Consider the following 14,805-nt stretch of genomic DNA (forward strand, 5'->3'; position numbering starts at 1 on the left):
CAGGATAAAGAGGTTGCATCAAGTGGTGTGACCTCTTACCTCATAAACAACAATAACAGAAAGGCATTGGTGCTATGCAGACACAAATTAAAGTTCGCGGCTATCATCTCGACGTCTACCAGCATGTGAACAACGCACGCTACCTGGAGTTCCTTGAGGAAGCCCGCTGGGATGGCCTGGAAAACAGCCCCGCGTTTCAGTGGATGACGGAGAAAAATATCGCTTTCGTGGTGGTGAATATCAATATTAACTACCGTCGTCCGGCGGTACTGGGCGATGTGCTGACAGTGAGCAGCAAACTGGAGCAACTCAACGGCAAAAGCGGCACGCTAAGCCAGGTGGTCACCCTCAACCCCAATGGCGAAGTGGTGGCCGATGCGCTGATTACCTTCGTCTGTATCGATTTGAAAACCCAGAAGGCGCTGCCGCTGGAAGGGGAGTTGCGCGAGAAACTTGACCAGATGAACTTGCGTTGACAACCGTCGCGTGAGTGCCGGGCCCACGGCAGGTGATGAACCCGTAGCCCCGGTAAGCGTTGCGCCACCGGGGAATTTGAACTGAAGCTTAGGGCAAAAAGCTCCCCGAGGCTATGCCTGTGCCAGCCCGGTTTTTTGCTTCATCACCGCCATTACGCCGACCTTGTCCCCCAGATACTGGTTGAGTCCGTTTGCGCGCAGGTTACAGGCGGCGCACTGGCCGCAGCCATCGCCCTTAATGCCGTTGTAGCAGGTGAGGGTTTCCTGGCGCACCAGATCCAGCTGACCCCAGTAGTCGGCAAGCGCCCAGGTCTCGGCTTTATTCAGCCACATCAGCGGCGTCTCAAAGCGAATGTCTTTCGCCATCCCAAGGCTGACGGCATGGTGCAGCGCTTTGACAAACTCATCGCGGCAGTCCGGGTAGCCGGAGAAGTCGGTCTCGCACACGCCGGTGATGATGGCTTCGGCTTTCACCTGATAGGCGTAGATTGCTGTCAGGGTTAAAAACAGAATATTGCGCCCGGGGACAAAGGTGTTGGGAATGCCCTCGGCATCAGGCTGATAGTCGGGTACCGGAATGTTATCGCGGGTCAGGCTGCTGACTGCCAGTTCGTTGAGCAGAGTGACGTCCAGCACTTTATGCGCGACAGCGCCCAGTTTCAGGGCGAGTTCGCGCGCCACGTCGATTTCCGCGCGGTGGCGTTGGCCATAATCAAAAGTGACGCAATGCACTTCATCATACTGCTGCAGAGCTTGCACCAGGCAGGTGGTTGAATCTTGTCCTCCGCTGAAGACAACTACGGCGCGTTTCATGGCAATTCCTGACTAAATGAGTAAAGGCGCTATGGTAGCGCCAGACGCGCGCGGCGACCAGCTCTCTCATGACGATGACGCCGGTAGCCAGGCGCTGGCGAAGTCGAACCAGCCCCGGGCGTTAAGACGCAGGCCATTGACCCCCGGTGGCGCGCTGATCCGATAGTTATATTTGAACAGCGGCGTCATGATGGCGTCTTCCATCAGACTGTTGAACACGTTGCGCAGCGCATCGTTGCGACTGCGGGCTTCGGGCTGCGCCTGCACGGCGTCTAATGTCGCCTGCAGATGGGCATATTGCGCCCCGGTCAGCAAATTAGGCCACAGCATATCGCAGCGCAGCCACTGTTCGAGGGCGTATTCAGGCGCTTCGCCGATTAGCCGGTCGCCCATCATCAGATCGGCCTGCCCCAGATGCTGACAGCCTTCCCAGTTTTTGGCGTCATGAAAAATGAGCGTCAGCTCGCAGCCCAGCAGAGCCAGCCGTTGCCTCAGCTGTTCGGCCATCGCATGAAGCTCGACCGGCAGATGATAGAGCAGGGTAAGTCTGGCCGGCAGCGGTACCGCGTTGTTTTCCGGTCCCTGCGGGATGGACCATCCTGGCAGCACCTCATGGCTCGGCGTAATCAGATCCTCCTCCAGCGGCAGCGTTTCCAGCAGCGACGAGTGATGGATTATCGACACCAGCCGCTGGGCCTGCGCTTTGCTAAGACGCGGGCTGTGGCGCAGGGTGAGATAACAGAAGCCAAGGCTGATACTGTTGCTGACCTGACGCAGATTGTGGAGCTCTTCGCGATCGCCGATGGTGATCTGCACCGGATGGCGGCAGCTGGTGCCGAGATCGCGGTCAAAGAGCTGAGGAGTGATCCAGTACTCCACTGCCTGGATCAGCGGATGCTGCAGGTGGTAACGGGGATGGTTCTCCAGGCGGACGAGTTCCGGACTGAACCGCTTCAGGCGGAATGGCCCGCAGCCGATGGCCGGATCGTCAGGATGCGCCAGCACGCTGCAGTAGCTGGCGAGACGGAACGGCAGCCAGTAGTCAGGACGATGCAGCGTGATGGTTAGACACTGGGCGTGAGTGACATCGATACGGCTAAGGCTGGCGAAGAGGGTCCGCAAGGCTGGCAGCTCAAGCAGCAGCCGTAACCGCTGCCGCAGCTGCGCGGTTTCCACCGCATCGCCATTGTGCCAGTACAGCGTAGAGCGAATATAAAAATGCCAGCGCAGGCCGTCCGGTGAGACCTGCCAGTGATGCGCCAGATCGCCGATCGGCATATTGTCGCCTTCGTCGAAGCGCGTTAGCCCGGCATAGATCTGCCCGGCCAGATGCTGCTCGGCGCGTCCGGGCAGAAAGCCAGGGCGCAACGGCTCCAGTGGGCGATAGTAAGGAATACGCAGCGTCGGAGTATTGTTTTGCCACTGACCGCCGAGGAAGGGATGGAGCAGGGCTTTCAGCTCCACCGGGGCCAGCTGCGCCAGCTCCAGCGCGTTTTGCTGCTGACCGTTGTTCAGCGCCTGCTCCATCATCTCGTTGCGCAGACTTTCCGGGGTTTTGTGAAATGAGAGCTGCCCGCGTTTGCCGCGCCCGGAGCTGGCCTGCCAGCTTAGCCACCCCGCCTCCTGCGCCTGACGCAGCAGAGTGCGGACGTGGCGTTCGCTGCAAAAACAGCGCTCCGCCAGTTCGCCGACGGTCACCTGCTGCGGCGCCCCGGCTGAGGGTTGCCACAATCGCTGGTACTGATTTAAACGGTGTAAGAGTCGCATGGGAGCCGTCGTCCACCGGGCCGCTGTAAACCCGGAACAATTAATAATATCTATTCACTATTACTTCCGTATATCCCAGGTGATACTGCAACACAAGCGAAGCCCATCACACATCGGGGAATACATCATGGCAAAACTGGCCGCATTTGATATGGACGGCACCCTGCTGATGCCGGACCATCGTCTCGGCGAGCAAACGCTCACCGCGCTGAAACGGCTGCGGGAACGTAATATCACCCTGACGTTCGCTACCGGTCGCCATGTGCTGGAGATGCACCATGTGATTGGCGAATTTTCCCTGGACGCATTTCTGATCACCGGCAACGGGACGCGCATCCATTCGCTGGAAGGGGAGGAGCTTTATCGCCAGGATCTCGCTCCCGAGGCGGCGGAAGCGGTGCTGCACAGCAAATGGGATACTCAGGCCAGCATGCATGTGTTTAACGATGGCGGCTGGTTCACCGGTCAGGCAAGGCCTGAATTGTTGCAAGCGCATGTCTTCAGCGGCTTTCACTATCAACTGTGCGATCCGAAACGCATGTCGGCGCAGCATGTCACCAAGATCTGTTTTTGCGGCGATCATGACGATCTCCGCCGCCTGCGGATCCAGCTAAATGAGACGCTGGGCGATCGCGCGTTTCTCTGCTTCTCGGCGATGGACTGTCTGGAAGTGCTGCCGGTTGGGTGTAATAAAGGTGCGGCGCTGGCGGTGCTCAGCCAGCACTTAGGCTTCACCCTGCAGGAGTGCATGGCGTTTGGCGATGCGATGAACGACCGCGAGATGCTGGGCAGCGTTGGGCGGGGATTTATCATGGGCAACGCGATGCCGCAGCTGAAAGCCGAGCTGCCGCATCTTCCTGTTATCGGTGACTGCCGACATCAGGCGGTCTCCCACTTTTTAACGCATTGGCTGGATAATCCTGATCTTCCTTATTCCCCCGAATAGAGAGACCCTTCCGGCAAGCCAGATAGTTTTCTATCTGGCTTTTTTTATCGCCTGCCGACCAGCGCGGCGATCTCCACCTGCCAGGGCGCGATATCGCCGATATTGGCGGCCACCCACTGCGGGTTGTAATAGGTTTCCAGGTAGCGCTCGCCGCTGTCGCACAACAGCGTGACGATGGAACCCGTTCGTCCTTCCTCGCGCATCCGCGCGGCCAGCTGCAATACGCCCCACATATTGGTGCCGGTAGAAGCGCCGACCTTGCGCCCAAGCTGTGTTTCCAGCCACAGGGCGGTGGCCACGCTCGCCGCATCCGGCACGCGCAACATCTCGTCGACGACGTCGGGAATAAATGACGGTTCGACGCGTGGGCGGCCGATGCCTTCAATTTTGCTGCCGACCAGGCTGCGCAGGCTGGCGTCGCGGGTCTGCCAGTACTCGAGGAAGACCGAATTCTGCGGATCAACAACCATCAACTGCGTCTCATGGCCCTGGCTGCGGATATAGCGGCCAATGGTTGCCGAGGTGCCGCCGGTGCCGGCGCTCATGACGATCCATGATGGCTGCGGGTGCGGTTCATGGCTCATCTGGCGGAAAATACTGTCGGCGATATTATTGTTACCGCGCCAGTCGGTGGCCCGTTCGGCGAAGGTGAATTGATCCATATAATGGCCGTTCAGCTCGCGGGCCAGCATTTCGGAAGCGTCGTAGATTTCGCAGGCGCTCTGCACAAAATGGCAGCGTCCGCCGTAAAACTCGATCTGTTCGATTTTACGTTTGGCGGTGCAGGAAGGCATCACGGCGATAAACGGCAGCCCCAGCAGGCGGGCGAAATAGGCCTCCGAAACGGCGGTTGAGCCCGAGGAGGACTCGATAATCGGCGTACCTTCTTTGATCCAGCCGTTGCACAGGCCATAGAGAAACAGCGACCGTGCCAGGCGATGCTTAAGGCTGCCGGTGGGGTGGGTACTTTCATCTTTCAGATACAGCTGGATGCCTGGAAACGCAGGCAGCGCCAGACGGATCAGATGCGTGTCAGCGGAGCGCTGATAGTCGGCGTTGATTTCGCTAATGGCATGTTTAACCCAGGCGCTATTCATCGTGATTTCCTGTTTGTCATTTTGTGCCTAGCTTAGCGGAAAGTCCGGGAAAAATTGTTGCCATTTAACCTTTGGATTACCATTATGGGAGCAAAATTTTCTCTTCGGATACCCTATGCTAGATAAAATTGACCGTAAGCTGCTGGCGCTGCTGCAGGAAGATTGCACCCTCTCTTTGCAGGCGCTGGCCGATGCCGTTAATCTGACCACCACACCCTGCTGGAAACGCCTGAAACGGCTCGAAGATGAAGGTATTTTGCGCGGGCGCGTCGCCTTACTGGATGCGGAAAAGGTGGGGCTGGGCCTGACGGCGTTTGTCCTGATCAAGACCCAGCATCACAGCAGCGACTGGTATTGCCATTTTGTGAGCGAAGTGACGCAGATGGCAGAGGTGCTCGGCTTCTGGCGGATGGCAGGAGAGTATGATTACCTGCTGCGGGTGCAAGTGGCCGATATGAAACGCTATGACGATTTTTATAAACGTTTAGTGAACAGCGTGCCGGGGCTGTCGGATGTCACTTCGAGTTTTGCTATGGAACAGATAAAATATACCACCGCCTTGCCTGTCGAATAACGGTATTGCGCCGTAACCCATTACAAATCAGGATTTTACTGCTTGCGATTATTTGCTCAACTCAGCTGGTACTTCCGCCGGGAGTGGCGCCGCTATCTTGGCGCGATTGCCCTGCTGGCCATTATTGCCGTCCTGCAGCTTATTCCGCCGAAGGTGGTGGGCATTGTGGTGGACGGCGTGACGCAACAACATTACACCGCCGAGAAGGTGTGGATGTGGATCGGCGCGCTGGTGCTGGTCGCGGTAATGGTCTACCTGCTGCGCTATGTCTGGCGCGTGCTGCTGTTCGGCGCCTCTTACCAGCTGGCGGTCGAACTGCGGGAAGATTTTTACCGGCAACTGAGCCGCCAGCATCCGGCATTCTATTTACGCCATCGTACTGGCGATCTGATCGCCCGCGCCACCAACGATGTTGACCGGGTGGTATTTGCCGCCGGTGAAGGGGTGTTAACCCTGGTGGATTCGATGGTGATGGGTTGTGCGGTATTGATTGTGATGTCGACGCAGATTAGCTGGCAGCTCACCCTGCTGGCGCTGTTGCCGATGCCGCTGATGGCGCTGGCGATTAAACGCAACGGCGATGCGCTTCACGAACGTTTTCGCGTGGCCCAGGCGGCCTTTTCCAGCCTTAACGATCGCACACAGGAGAGCCTGACCAGCATCCGTATGATTAAGGCTTTTGGGCTGGAGGATCGCCAGTCGGCGCAGTTTGCCGCCGATGCCGCCGATACCGGCGCGAAAAACATGCGCGTGGCACGCATTGATGCGCGTTTCGACCCCACCATCTATATCGCCATCGGGGCCGCTAACCTGCTGGCTATCGGCGGCGGCAGCTGGATGGTGATCCACGGCAGCCTGACGCTGGGCCAGCTGACCAGCTTTGTAATGTATCTTGGCCTGATGATTTGGCCGATGCTGGCGCTGGCGTGGATGTTTAACATTGTTGAGCGCGGTAGCGCGGCCTATGGTCGTATCCGCACGATGCTCGAAGAGGCGCCAGCGGTGGACGACGGTACTGAAGCCGTGCCGGCAGGCCGCGGTGTCCTGCAGGTTGCCATCCGCAATTTCAGCTATCCGCAGGCGAGTAAACCGTCGCTGGAGCAGGTTAATTTTACCCTCCAGCCTGGGCAAATGCTGGGTATCTGCGGGCCGACAGGTGCCGGTAAAAGTACCATTCTGGCGCTGCTGCAACGTCATTTTGACGTCACCAGCGGCGAGATCCGCTTTCACGATCTGCCGCTGCCGCGTCTGCAGCTCGACAGCTGGCGTGCCCGGCTGGCGGTGGTCAATCAGACGCCTTTTTTATTCTCCGACACCGTCGCCAATAATATCGCGCTGGGCAAACCGGATGCGACACCAGCGCAGATTGAACGCGTGGCACGGCTGGCCAGCGTGCATGACGACATTCTGCGCCTGCCCCAGGGGTACGATACCGAAGTGGGCGAGCGCGGCGTGATGCTCTCCGGCGGCCAGAAACAGCGCATCTCGATTGCCCGCGCTCTGCTGCTGGAGGCCGAAATTTTGATCCTGGATGATGCTTTGTCGGCGGTGGATGGCCGTACGGAGCACCAGATCCTGCACAACCTGCGCCAGTGGGGAGAGGGGAGGACGGTGATTATCAGCGCCCACCGGCTGTCGGCGCTGACCGAGGCTAGTGAAATTCTGGTGTTGCAGCATGGGCATATTGCCCAGCGTGGCCGCCACGAGGCGCTGGCCGTGCAGCCAGGCTGGTATCGCGACATGTATCGTTACCAGCAGCTGGAAGCCGCGCTCGACGAGGTTCCGCAGGCGCAAGAGGAGGCCCTGGATGCGTAGCTTTACCGAACTCTGGCCGACGCTTAAACGCCTGCTGGCCTATGGTTCACCGTGGCGTAAGCCGCTGGCCATCGCGGTGGGGATGATGTGGATCGCGGCGGCGGCGGAAGTGAGCGGCCCGCTGCTCATCAGCTATTTCATCGATAATATGGTGGCGAAGCATACGCTGCCGCTGAAGCTGGTGGCAGGCCTGGCGGTAGCCTATATCGGCCTGCAGCTGCTGGCGGCGTTACTGCACTATAACCAGTCGCTACTGTTTAACCGCGCCGCGGTCGGCGTCGTCCAGCAATTGCGCAGCGACGTGATGGATGCCGCCCTGCATCAGCCGCTCAGCGAGTTTGATACCCAGCCGGTCGGGCAGCTTATCTCACGGGTGACCAACGATACCGAAGTCATTCGTGACCTGTACGTGACGGTGGTGGCAACCGTGCTGCGCAGCGCCGCGCTGATCGGCGCGATGCTGGTGGCAATGTTCAGCCTCGACTGGCGAATGGCGCTGGTGGCGATCGCGATTTTCCCGGCGGTACTGATCGTGATGATTATCTATCAGCGCTATAGCACGCCGATTGTGCGCCGGGTGCGCGCCTGGCTTGCTGATATCAACGATGGTTTCAACGAAGTGATCAACGGCATGGGGGTGATCCAGCAGTTCCGCCAGCAGGCGCGCTTTGGTGAACGGATGCGCGAGGCCAGCTATGCCCACTACCTGGCGCGAATGCAGACGCTGCGCCTCGACGGTTTCCTGCTGCGCCCGCTGCTGAGCCTCTTTTCCTCGCTGGTACTGTGCGGGCTGCTGATGCTGTTTGGCTTTAGCGCGGTGGGCACGATCGAGGTCGGGGTCCTGTACGCGTTTATCAGCTATCTCGGACGCCTCAATGAGCCACTCATTGAGCTGACCACCCAGCAGTCGATGCTGCAGCAGGCGGTGGTCGCCGGCGAACGCGTTTTTGAGCTGATGGATCGCCCGCGCCAGGCGTGGGGCTCGGATGACGCGCCGCTGCGCAGCGGCCGGGTGGAAATTGACCATCTCTCCTTTGCCTACCGGGGGGATCGACTGGTCCTGCAGGATATCAGCCTGGACATTCCCTCGCGCAGCTTTGTGGCGCTGGTCGGGCATACCGGCAGCGGGAAGAGTACTCTCGCGAGTCTGATGATGGGCTATTACCCGTTAACCCACGGGGAGATCCGCATCGATGGTCGGCCGCTCGCTTCCCTCAGCCACAGCGCGTTGCGTCGGGGCATCGCGATGGTGCAACAGGATCCGGTGGTACTGGCGGATACCTTCTATGCCAACGTCGCGCTGGGTCGGGACATCAGTGAGACGCAGGTCTGGGAAGCGCTGGAGGCGGTGCAACTGGCGGAGGTGGCGCGCAGCATGAGCGATGGCCTGTACACCCAGTTGGGCGAGCAGGGCAATAACCTCTCCGTCGGGCAGAAGCAGCTGCTGGCGCTGGCGCGCGTACTGGTGGAGACTCCGCAGGTGTTGATTCTGGATGAGGCGACGGCCAACATCGACTCCGGCACCGAGCAGGCGATTCAACTGGCGCTGGCGAAAGTTCGTCAGCATACCACCCTGGTGGTCATCGCCCATCGGCTGTCAACCATCGTTGAGGCCGATACCATCCTGGTCCTGCATCGCGGACAGGCTGTCGAGCGAGGTAATCATCAGCAGCTGCTGGCGGCGAAAGGGCGATACTGGCAGATGTATCAGCTGCAGCTGGCTGGCGAAGAGCTAGCGGCCAGCGCCAGAGAAGAATCGCTCAGCGCCTGATGCACCACCATCAGGCAGCGAAGAAAGCGTGGCCTGCCGTGGTGCAAAAACGTTACATCAAATGCACTGTTGTGGTGCATTTTTGCGCTGCAAACGCGTTTCAGCAGGCAATTGTCTGACCTGCACCCTGTTTTTTGCCATCAAAGGGCCGCTCTGCGGCCTTTTTTCATTTCTGGCATAGCCCTTGCTTTATATCCATCGTGTTAGCTGCGGCCATTACCGAATACTGACTGGAGGGGACTTATGAAGCTGGTTACCGTGGTAATCAAACCATTCAAACTGGAAGACGTGCGTGAAGCCTTGTCTTCCATCGGCATTCAGGGCCTGACGGTCACTGAAGTCAAGGGCTTTGGCCGTCAGAAAGGTCATGCGGAGCTCTACCGCGGCGCCGAGTATAGCGTCAACTTTCTGCCAAAAGTGAAGATTGATGTGGCGATTGCCGACGATCAGCTGGATGAAGTCATCGATGTGATCAGCAAAGCGGCTTACACCGGAAAAATTGGCGACGGCAAAATTTTCGTCGCTGAATTGCAGCGCGTCATTCGCATCCGTACCGGCGAAGCTGACGAAGCGGCACTGTAATTTCCAGACCACACAGTGATGGGGAACGAAACAATGAAAATGGCAACAATGAAATCGGGTCTGGGGGCATTGGCCCTTCTTCCGGGACTGGCAATGGCTGCGCCCGCAGTGGCGGACAAAGCCGATAACGCGTTTATGATGATTTGCACCGCGTTGGTTCTGTTTATGACTATCCCGGGGATCGCGCTGTTTTACGGCGGCCTGATCCGCGGCAAAAACGTTCTTTCCATGCTGACCCAGGTGATTGTGACCTTTGGCCTGGTCTGTGTACTGTGGGTGATTTATGGCTATACCCTGGCCTTCGGCACCGGCGGCAGCTTCTTCGGTAGCTTTGACTGGGTGATGCTGAAAAATATTGAACTGAAAGCGCTGATGGGCACCTTCTATCAGTACATCCACGTTGCCTTCCAGGGATCGTTCGCCTGTATCACCGTCGGGCTGATCGTGGGGGCGCTGGCTGAACGTATTCGTTTCTCCGCCGTGCTGATTTTTGTGGTGGTGTGGATGACGCTCTCTTATGTTCCGATTGCGCACATGGTCTGGGGCGGCGGTCTGCTGGCGACCCACGGCGCGCTGGACTTCGCGGGCGGTACCGTTGTACACATCAACGCCGCCGTCGCCGGGCTGGTGGGTGCGTACATGATGGGCAAACGTGTGGGCTTCGGCAAAGAAGCGTTCAAACCGCATAATCTGCCGATGGTGTTCACCGGCACTGCCATCCTCTACGTGGGCTGGTTCGGCTTCAACGCCGGCTCCGCCAGCGCAGCGAACGAAATTGCCGCACTGGCTTTCGTCAACACCGTCGTCGCCACAGCGGCAGCCATCCTGGCCTGGACCTTTGGCGAATGGGCCCTGCGCGGTAAGCCTTCTCTGCTGGGCGCCTGCTCCGGTGCAATTGCCGGTCTGGTTGGCGTCACCCCGGCGTGCGGGTATATCGGTGTCGGTGGGGCGTTGATTGTGGGTATCGCATCTGGTCTGGCGGGTATTTGGGGCGTAACAGCGCTGAAACGCTGGCTGCGGGTTGATGACCCTTGCGACGTCTTCGGCGTCCACGGCGTCTGCGGCATCGTCGGCTGTATCCTGACCGGTATCTTCGCGGCCACCTCTCTGGGCGGCGTGGGTTATGCAGAAGGCGTCACCATGGGCCATCAGCTGCTGGTGCAACTCGAAAGTATCGCCATCACCATCGTCTGGTCGGGCGTCGTGGCTTACATTGGCTACAAAGTGGCTGACATGACCGTAGGGCTGCGCGTACCGGAAGAGCAGGAGCGCGAAGGGCTGGACGTCAACAGCCATGGCGAAAACGCCTACAACGCCTGATAGAAAACCCTTCTCCTTGTAGCAAAAAGCCTCCCGTCCGGGAGGCTTTTTTTATGCGTTGCGGTTGCGCATCACCCCTTCCTGGACCGTTGAAGCTACCAGCGTTCCATCCTGAGTGTAGAACTCGCCGCGGACGAAGCCACGGGCGCTGGAGGCCGAGGTGCTTTCGACACTGTACAGCAGCCATTCATTGATATTAAACGGCCGGTGGAACCACATTGAGTGGTCGATGGTGGCGACCTGCATGCCTGGCTCAAGGAAGCCGACGCCGTGCGGCTGCAGTGCGACCGGCAGGAAATTAAAGTCCGAGGCATAGCCCAGCAGATACTGATGAATACGTAGATCGTCGGGAACGGCGCCGTTGGCGCGCAGCCACACCTGGCGCACCGGTTCGGCGATATGGCCTTTCATCGGGTTATGAAATTCAACCGGGCGGATCTCCAGCGGTTTATCACAGAGGAATTTATCTTTCACCTGCGGCGGCAGAAGGTGTGCCAGCTTGCGGGCGATATCGGTTTCCGAGTGCAGGCCGTCAGGAGAGGGGGCCGGCGGCATCGCTTTCTGATGCTCATAGCCGTGCTCTGGCGCCTGGAAGGAGGCGGTCATATAGAAGATCGGCTTCCCGTTCTGAATGGCGGCCACTCGCCGGGCGCTAAAGCTGTTGCCGTCGCGCAGTACTTCCACATCGTAGACGATCGGTTTCTGGCTGTCGCCGGGGCGCAGAAAGTAGCTGTGAAATGAATGTACCAGACGTTCAACGGGCACGGTCTCTTTTGCCGCATACAGCGCCTGGCCCACCACCTGGCCGCCAAAAACCTGGCGCAATCCCAGGTCTTCGCTCTGTCCGCGGAATAACCCTTCCTCAATTTTTTCCAGATCTAATAATGCCAGCAGGTTAGAGAGTGCCTGACTCATACTTATCCTCAATTAATGATAGCGGCGCAGCGCGATGCGCGTGATGTGGCAAAGTATAACCTGGAATCGCAAGTGGTCCGATGGGTGTAATAATCTGAATAACGAGGGGGCAACAGGAACAAATCTGAGATCTGTGCCACACTTATTGACGACACGAAAGTTCCTGCCGGCGAAGCGGCGGAACATCCTCCTGGGTATTAAGGGATGATAAGGAGAACATCATGAAATTTGCCTATATGTTTAGTGCCTTAGCCGTCGCCGCGACGCTAACCGCCTGTGCTAATCACCACTCTACCAGTTCTTCGACTCAGGCAGCCGCGCCCGACCCTTATGGCATCGCGACGCTGAGCGTGGCACAGCAGCAGCCGAGCGTTACGGGGACGATTAATATCCGCCAGAGAATCGCTTTACCGCCGGACGCGGTACTGACGGTGACCCTGTCGGATGCTTCTCTGGCAGATGCGCCAGCCCGCGTGTTGTCGCAAAAAGCGGTGCGTACCGAAGGCAAACAGGGGCCATTTAACTTTGCCCTGCCTTACAATCCGGCAGACATTCAGCCGAACGCCCGTATTTTGCTGAGTGCCGCGATCGCGGTGAACGGCCAGCTAATGTTCATTACCGATACCGTGCAGACAGTGATAAACCAGGGGGGGACGCATGCCGACCTGACGCTGGTTCCGGTCACGCAGACCGCCGTCCCCGTTGCGCAATAAGCTCGCCGAGCCCCCTGACGGGGGCTTTTTTTTACCTTCAGTAAACCCAGCGATAATGCTGAAGATCGATATGGCCGCTGCCGGAGACCTGAACCCCTTCGGCCAGCAACGCCTGACGCTGTCGCTGAAGATCGGGCCCGGTGAGGGAGATATCGCCATGGCGATTGACCACCCGATGCCAGGGCAGGGTGGACCCTTCCGGTAGGCGCTTCAGTACGCCGCCTACCTGGCGTGCGGCGTGCGGTGAACCGGCCAGGCGGGCGATATCGCCGTAGGTGGCGACATAGCCTTCCGGTATCGACGCCACGATGTGCCAGACGCGTTGGGGGAATGTGTCGTGCGGATCCATGTTCAGCCCTGTTAACCGGAAAACGCCAGCATAAGCGCTGAGCCGCAGGCTGTACAGCCTGCCTCGGTTCAGGCGGGTTGTTCGACAGTGAAAGTCAGGGCCAGGCCGAGGATCTGCATGCCATGGACATTGTCAGACGGTGAACTGGCGATGAGGCTCTCAAGAAATTTCAAACGCTGCGAGGTGGCGTTAATGATTAGCTTCGCCCGCAGGCCCGGCATGGTCAGCGACGAAATGGGGTAAACCACCCGACCGCTGATGTAGACGGGCAGCTTGCGCAGTTCCACCTGGCGCAGCACGCCGACAGTGGAATAGAGCAGCGCCAGCGGCGTGACCGCTCGCACTGGTGCCTGACTGATGGTCACGAAGTCGAGCATTTTTTCCGGGCGCAGATAGTTCACGCCATGAAAGGCGATGGTCATCCCTTCAATAGCGGGTAAAGGCAGAGTGATGGTCTGTGGTGATGAGTCAGTCATTCGATTACCGTAGAGACAATGTGCTGATGATAAAAGGGGACGCAAGGTGGCTAAGTATGGTGGATAACCCGCTTGTGTGCTGAGCGCGCGCTCGCAATCTTACCGGTTGACCGTGAGTTGCTGGTTTTATTGGCGTATTGTGCAATAAACCGGCAGGTGAGCGGGGCGAGCTTGCAATTCACCAGGTCAGCAGGGATAATGCGCCAGCGCGTTAGGTAACTAGCGCTCTCAATGGGGGCTCTGTTGGTTCTCCCGCAACGCTACTCTGTTTACCAGGTCAGGTCCGGAAGGAAGCAGCCAGAGCAGACGACGTGTGTGCCGGGATGTAGCTGGCAGGGCCCCCACCCATTTCGCCCTTCTGATATATCCCTTGTATTTGTCCGGTCTTTACTTCTGCTATAATTAATTTCTGATACAGGTCACATATTATTTTTGGTTGTTAAAACACCCCCTTTTTATTCCATAATATTCACTTGTCATAAATATGAAATACTACTGAAATATTAATGTCATTTGTATGTCATAAATAAAGGGCATCTTACTGATGGGAATTTGTTGCCAGAGCCATGCTATAAAATATATCTCTGGATCAGCATGTTAACTTCGTGTATTAATTATGATGATTTTATTGCACGGGAAGCGTAGCTATGACCACAGTGGTTTTGAATGTAAAAATTGACGCCGAGTTAAAAGAGAAGCTGCGTCATTATGCGGAAGTGAATAACGAGAACCTGGGTACAGCAACGGAAAAGCTGCTGCAGATGGCTTTTCAGCTGGAGGAGTCAGCAGGTGAGGCGGGGGTGACGGAAGAGGACATTGACAGCCAGCATACCGAAGAGGAAGCGACCCCATTAACCCCTAAAGAAATCAAAGCATTAAGAAAACTTCTGAAGAAGAAAAAATGAAACAACAATTCTCTACGGCCAGCAACTATAGCGAAGCTTGCGATATGTTGCGCTCAGGATACGTAAAACACGTGCGCCTGAACTGGAATATCGGTAGTGATGAGTTTTTTCGCATTGCCTCCGACTGGTGTGACACCGGCGCAAAAATAAAAAAAGATGAAGATGGCTTTATTATTTCCCTGAAAGGGTTTCCTATTCCGCGCCAGCATTAATGAAATTGCCTTTTTTCTGTCACCGGGTTGCCATAACCAGAGGGCAGGATAGGCAGGCAATTTTATAAAAACAT

16 protein-coding genes and 1 other RNA gene are annotated in these 14,805 nt (G+C 57.7%); 11 read left to right on the forward strand and 6 right to left on the reverse strand.

Annotated features, from left to right (window positions below; translation table 11 throughout):
• Positions 1-74: 74 nt before the first annotated feature.
• Positions 75-476: a YbgC/FadM family acyl-CoA thioesterase gene (locus CWM53_RS21490; protein WP_023288617.1), complete on the forward strand. Its 402-nt coding sequence runs from the start codon at positions 75-77 to the stop codon at positions 474-476.
• 111 nt (positions 477-587) lie between these two features.
• Here the strand turns inward: CWM53_RS21490 and queC are convergent, their stop codons facing one another.
• Positions 588-1,289: a 7-cyano-7-deazaguanine synthase QueC gene (gene queC / locus CWM53_RS21495; RefSeq protein ID WP_061155548.1), complete on the reverse strand. Its 702-nt coding sequence runs from the start codon at positions 1,287-1,289 to the stop codon at positions 588-590.
• A gap of 66 nt (positions 1,290-1,355) precedes the next feature.
• On the reverse strand, positions 1,356-3,056 hold the full coding sequence (locus tag CWM53_RS21500) for an SgrR family transcriptional regulator (protein WP_074386731.1): 1,701 nt from the start codon (positions 3,054-3,056) through the stop codon (positions 1,356-1,358).
• A 127-nt stretch (positions 3,057-3,183) separates the two neighbouring features.
• On the opposite strand from CWM53_RS21500, the gene cof reads away from it, so the two are divergent.
• Positions 3,184-4,002: an HMP-PP phosphatase gene (gene cof, locus CWM53_RS21505; RefSeq protein ID WP_016160381.1), complete on the forward strand. Its 819-nt coding sequence runs from the start codon at positions 3,184-3,186 to the stop codon at positions 4,000-4,002.
• Between the two features lie 44 nt (positions 4,003-4,046).
• Here the strand turns inward: cof and CWM53_RS21510 are convergent, their stop codons facing one another.
• Complete coding sequence (locus tag CWM53_RS21510; protein WP_074386730.1) at positions 4,047-5,099, reverse strand: PLP-dependent cysteine synthase family protein; 1,053 nt, start codon at positions 5,097-5,099, stop codon at positions 4,047-4,049.
• Positions 5,100-5,214: 115 nt separating this feature from the next.
• Here CWM53_RS21510 and CWM53_RS21515 point away from each other — a divergent pair, with 115 nt between their 5' ends.
• From CWM53_RS21515 to amtB, 5 genes are all read left to right on the forward strand, one after another.
• Positions 5,215-5,673: an Lrp/AsnC family transcriptional regulator gene (locus CWM53_RS21515; RefSeq protein WP_004204786.1), complete on the forward strand. Its 459-nt coding sequence runs from the start codon at positions 5,215-5,217 to the stop codon at positions 5,671-5,673.
• 42 nt (positions 5,674-5,715) lie between these two features.
• Positions 5,716-7,488 (forward strand): SmdA family multidrug ABC transporter permease/ATP-binding protein, encoded by a 1,773-nt coding sequence (locus tag CWM53_RS21520; RefSeq protein WP_061155544.1) that lies wholly within the window; start codon positions 5,716-5,718, stop codon positions 7,486-7,488.
• The gene (locus tag CWM53_RS21525) at positions 7,481-9,259 is read left to right on the forward strand and encodes a SmdB family multidrug efflux ABC transporter permease/ATP-binding protein (RefSeq protein WP_061155543.1); all 1,779 of its coding nucleotides are present in this window, start codon (positions 7,481-7,483) and stop codon (positions 9,257-9,259) included. The genes CWM53_RS21520 and CWM53_RS21525 overlap by 8 nt, the downstream gene beginning before the upstream one ends.
• A gap of 243 nt (positions 9,260-9,502) precedes the next feature.
• Positions 9,503-9,841 (forward strand): P-II family nitrogen regulator, encoded by a 339-nt coding sequence (glnK, locus tag CWM53_RS21530; protein ID WP_002891893.1) that lies wholly within the window; start codon positions 9,503-9,505, stop codon positions 9,839-9,841.
• 33 nt (positions 9,842-9,874) lie between these two features.
• On the forward strand, positions 9,875-11,161 hold the full coding sequence (amtB, locus tag CWM53_RS21535; RefSeq protein ID WP_061155542.1) for an ammonium transporter AmtB: 1,287 nt from the start codon (positions 9,875-9,877) through the stop codon (positions 11,159-11,161).
• 51 nt (positions 11,162-11,212) lie between these two features.
• Here amtB and tesB read toward each other — a convergent pair whose 3' ends face one another.
• A complete protein-coding gene (tesB, locus tag CWM53_RS21540; protein ID WP_008805414.1) occupies positions 11,213-12,076 on the reverse strand; it encodes an acyl-CoA thioesterase II in 864 nt (287 codons plus the stop codon).
• A 221-nt stretch (positions 12,077-12,297) separates the two neighbouring features.
• Here tesB and CWM53_RS21545 point away from each other — a divergent pair, with 221 nt between their 5' ends.
• The gene (locus CWM53_RS21545) at positions 12,298-12,789 is read left to right on the forward strand and encodes a YbaY family lipoprotein (protein WP_100729386.1); all 492 of its coding nucleotides are present in this window, start codon (positions 12,298-12,300) and stop codon (positions 12,787-12,789) included.
• Between the two features lie 37 nt (positions 12,790-12,826).
• On the opposite strand, the gene CWM53_RS21550 is transcribed toward CWM53_RS21545, so the two are convergent.
• Both CWM53_RS21550 and CWM53_RS21555 read right to left on the reverse strand, forming a co-directional pair.
• Positions 12,827-13,138, reverse strand: a complete 312-nt coding sequence (locus tag CWM53_RS21550; protein WP_074386728.1) for an MGMT family protein — start codon at positions 13,136-13,138, stop codon at positions 12,827-12,829.
• Between the two features lie 68 nt (positions 13,139-13,206).
• The gene (locus CWM53_RS21555) at positions 13,207-13,614 is read right to left on the reverse strand and encodes a dTDP-glucose pyrophosphorylase (RefSeq protein ID WP_100676202.1); all 408 of its coding nucleotides are present in this window, start codon (positions 13,612-13,614) and stop codon (positions 13,207-13,209) included.
• 241 nt (positions 13,615-13,855) lie between these two features.
• On the opposite strand from CWM53_RS21555, the gene ffs reads away from it, so the two are divergent.
• From ffs to CWM53_RS21570, 3 genes are all read left to right on the forward strand, one after another.
• Positions 13,856-13,952: signal recognition particle sRNA small type (ffs, locus tag CWM53_RS21560), an RNA gene on the forward strand.
• Positions 13,953-14,261: 309 nt separating this feature from the next.
• The gene (locus tag CWM53_RS21565) at positions 14,262-14,519 is read left to right on the forward strand and encodes a hypothetical protein (protein WP_074386727.1); all 258 of its coding nucleotides are present in this window, start codon (positions 14,262-14,264) and stop codon (positions 14,517-14,519) included.
• The gene (locus tag CWM53_RS21570) at positions 14,516-14,731 is read left to right on the forward strand and encodes a hypothetical protein (protein ID WP_004142688.1); all 216 of its coding nucleotides are present in this window, start codon (positions 14,516-14,518) and stop codon (positions 14,729-14,731) included. Before CWM53_RS21565 ends, CWM53_RS21570 begins: the two co-directional genes overlap by 4 nt.
• Positions 14,732-14,805: the final 74 nt, after the last annotated feature.

The organism is Klebsiella sp. A-Nf5, assembly GCF_002810545.1.
Lineage (GTDB): Bacteria > Pseudomonadota > Gammaproteobacteria > Enterobacterales > Enterobacteriaceae > Klebsiella > Klebsiella variicola.

Excerpts from the sequence above, each read along its gene's own strand:
- CWM53_RS21510 (WP_074386730.1), bottom strand. The coding sequence starts at position 5,099 with ATGAATAGCGCCTGGGTTAAACATGCCATTAGCGAAATCAACGCCGAC.
- CWM53_RS21555 (WP_100676202.1), bottom strand. The coding sequence starts at position 13,614 with ATGACTGACTCATCACCACAGACCATCACTCTGCCTTTACCCGCTATT.
- glnK (WP_002891893.1), top strand. The coding sequence starts at position 9,503 with ATGAAGCTGGTTACCGTGGTAATCAAACCATTCAAACTGGAAGACGTG.
- CWM53_RS21565 (WP_074386727.1), top strand. The coding sequence starts at position 14,262 with ATGACCACAGTGGTTTTGAATGTAAAAATTGACGCCGAGTTAAAAGAG.
- cof (WP_016160381.1), top strand. The coding sequence starts at position 3,184 with ATGGCAAAACTGGCCGCATTTGATATGGACGGCACCCTGCTGATGCCG.
- CWM53_RS21500 (WP_074386731.1), bottom strand. The coding sequence starts at position 3,056 with ATGCGACTCTTACACCGTTTAAATCAGTACCAGCGATTGTGGCAACCC.
- CWM53_RS21545 (WP_100729386.1), top strand. The coding sequence starts at position 12,298 with ATGAAATTTGCCTATATGTTTAGTGCCTTAGCCGTCGCCGCGACGCTA.
- queC (WP_061155548.1), bottom strand. The coding sequence starts at position 1,289 with ATGAAACGCGCCGTAGTTGTCTTCAGCGGAGGACAAGATTCAACCACC.
- CWM53_RS21515 (WP_004204786.1), top strand. The coding sequence starts at position 5,215 with ATGCTAGATAAAATTGACCGTAAGCTGCTGGCGCTGCTGCAGGAAGAT.
- CWM53_RS21570 (WP_004142688.1), top strand. The coding sequence starts at position 14,516 with ATGAAACAACAATTCTCTACGGCCAGCAACTATAGCGAAGCTTGCGAT.
- CWM53_RS21490 (WP_023288617.1), top strand. The coding sequence starts at position 75 with ATGCAGACACAAATTAAAGTTCGCGGCTATCATCTCGACGTCTACCAG.
- CWM53_RS21550 (WP_074386728.1), bottom strand. The coding sequence starts at position 13,138 with ATGGATCCGCACGACACATTCCCCCAACGCGTCTGGCACATCGTGGCG.
- CWM53_RS21525 (WP_061155543.1), top strand. The coding sequence starts at position 7,481 with ATGCGTAGCTTTACCGAACTCTGGCCGACGCTTAAACGCCTGCTGGCC.
- amtB (WP_061155542.1), top strand. The coding sequence starts at position 9,875 with ATGAAAATGGCAACAATGAAATCGGGTCTGGGGGCATTGGCCCTTCTT.
- tesB (WP_008805414.1), bottom strand. The coding sequence starts at position 12,076 with ATGAGTCAGGCACTCTCTAACCTGCTGGCATTATTAGATCTGGAAAAA.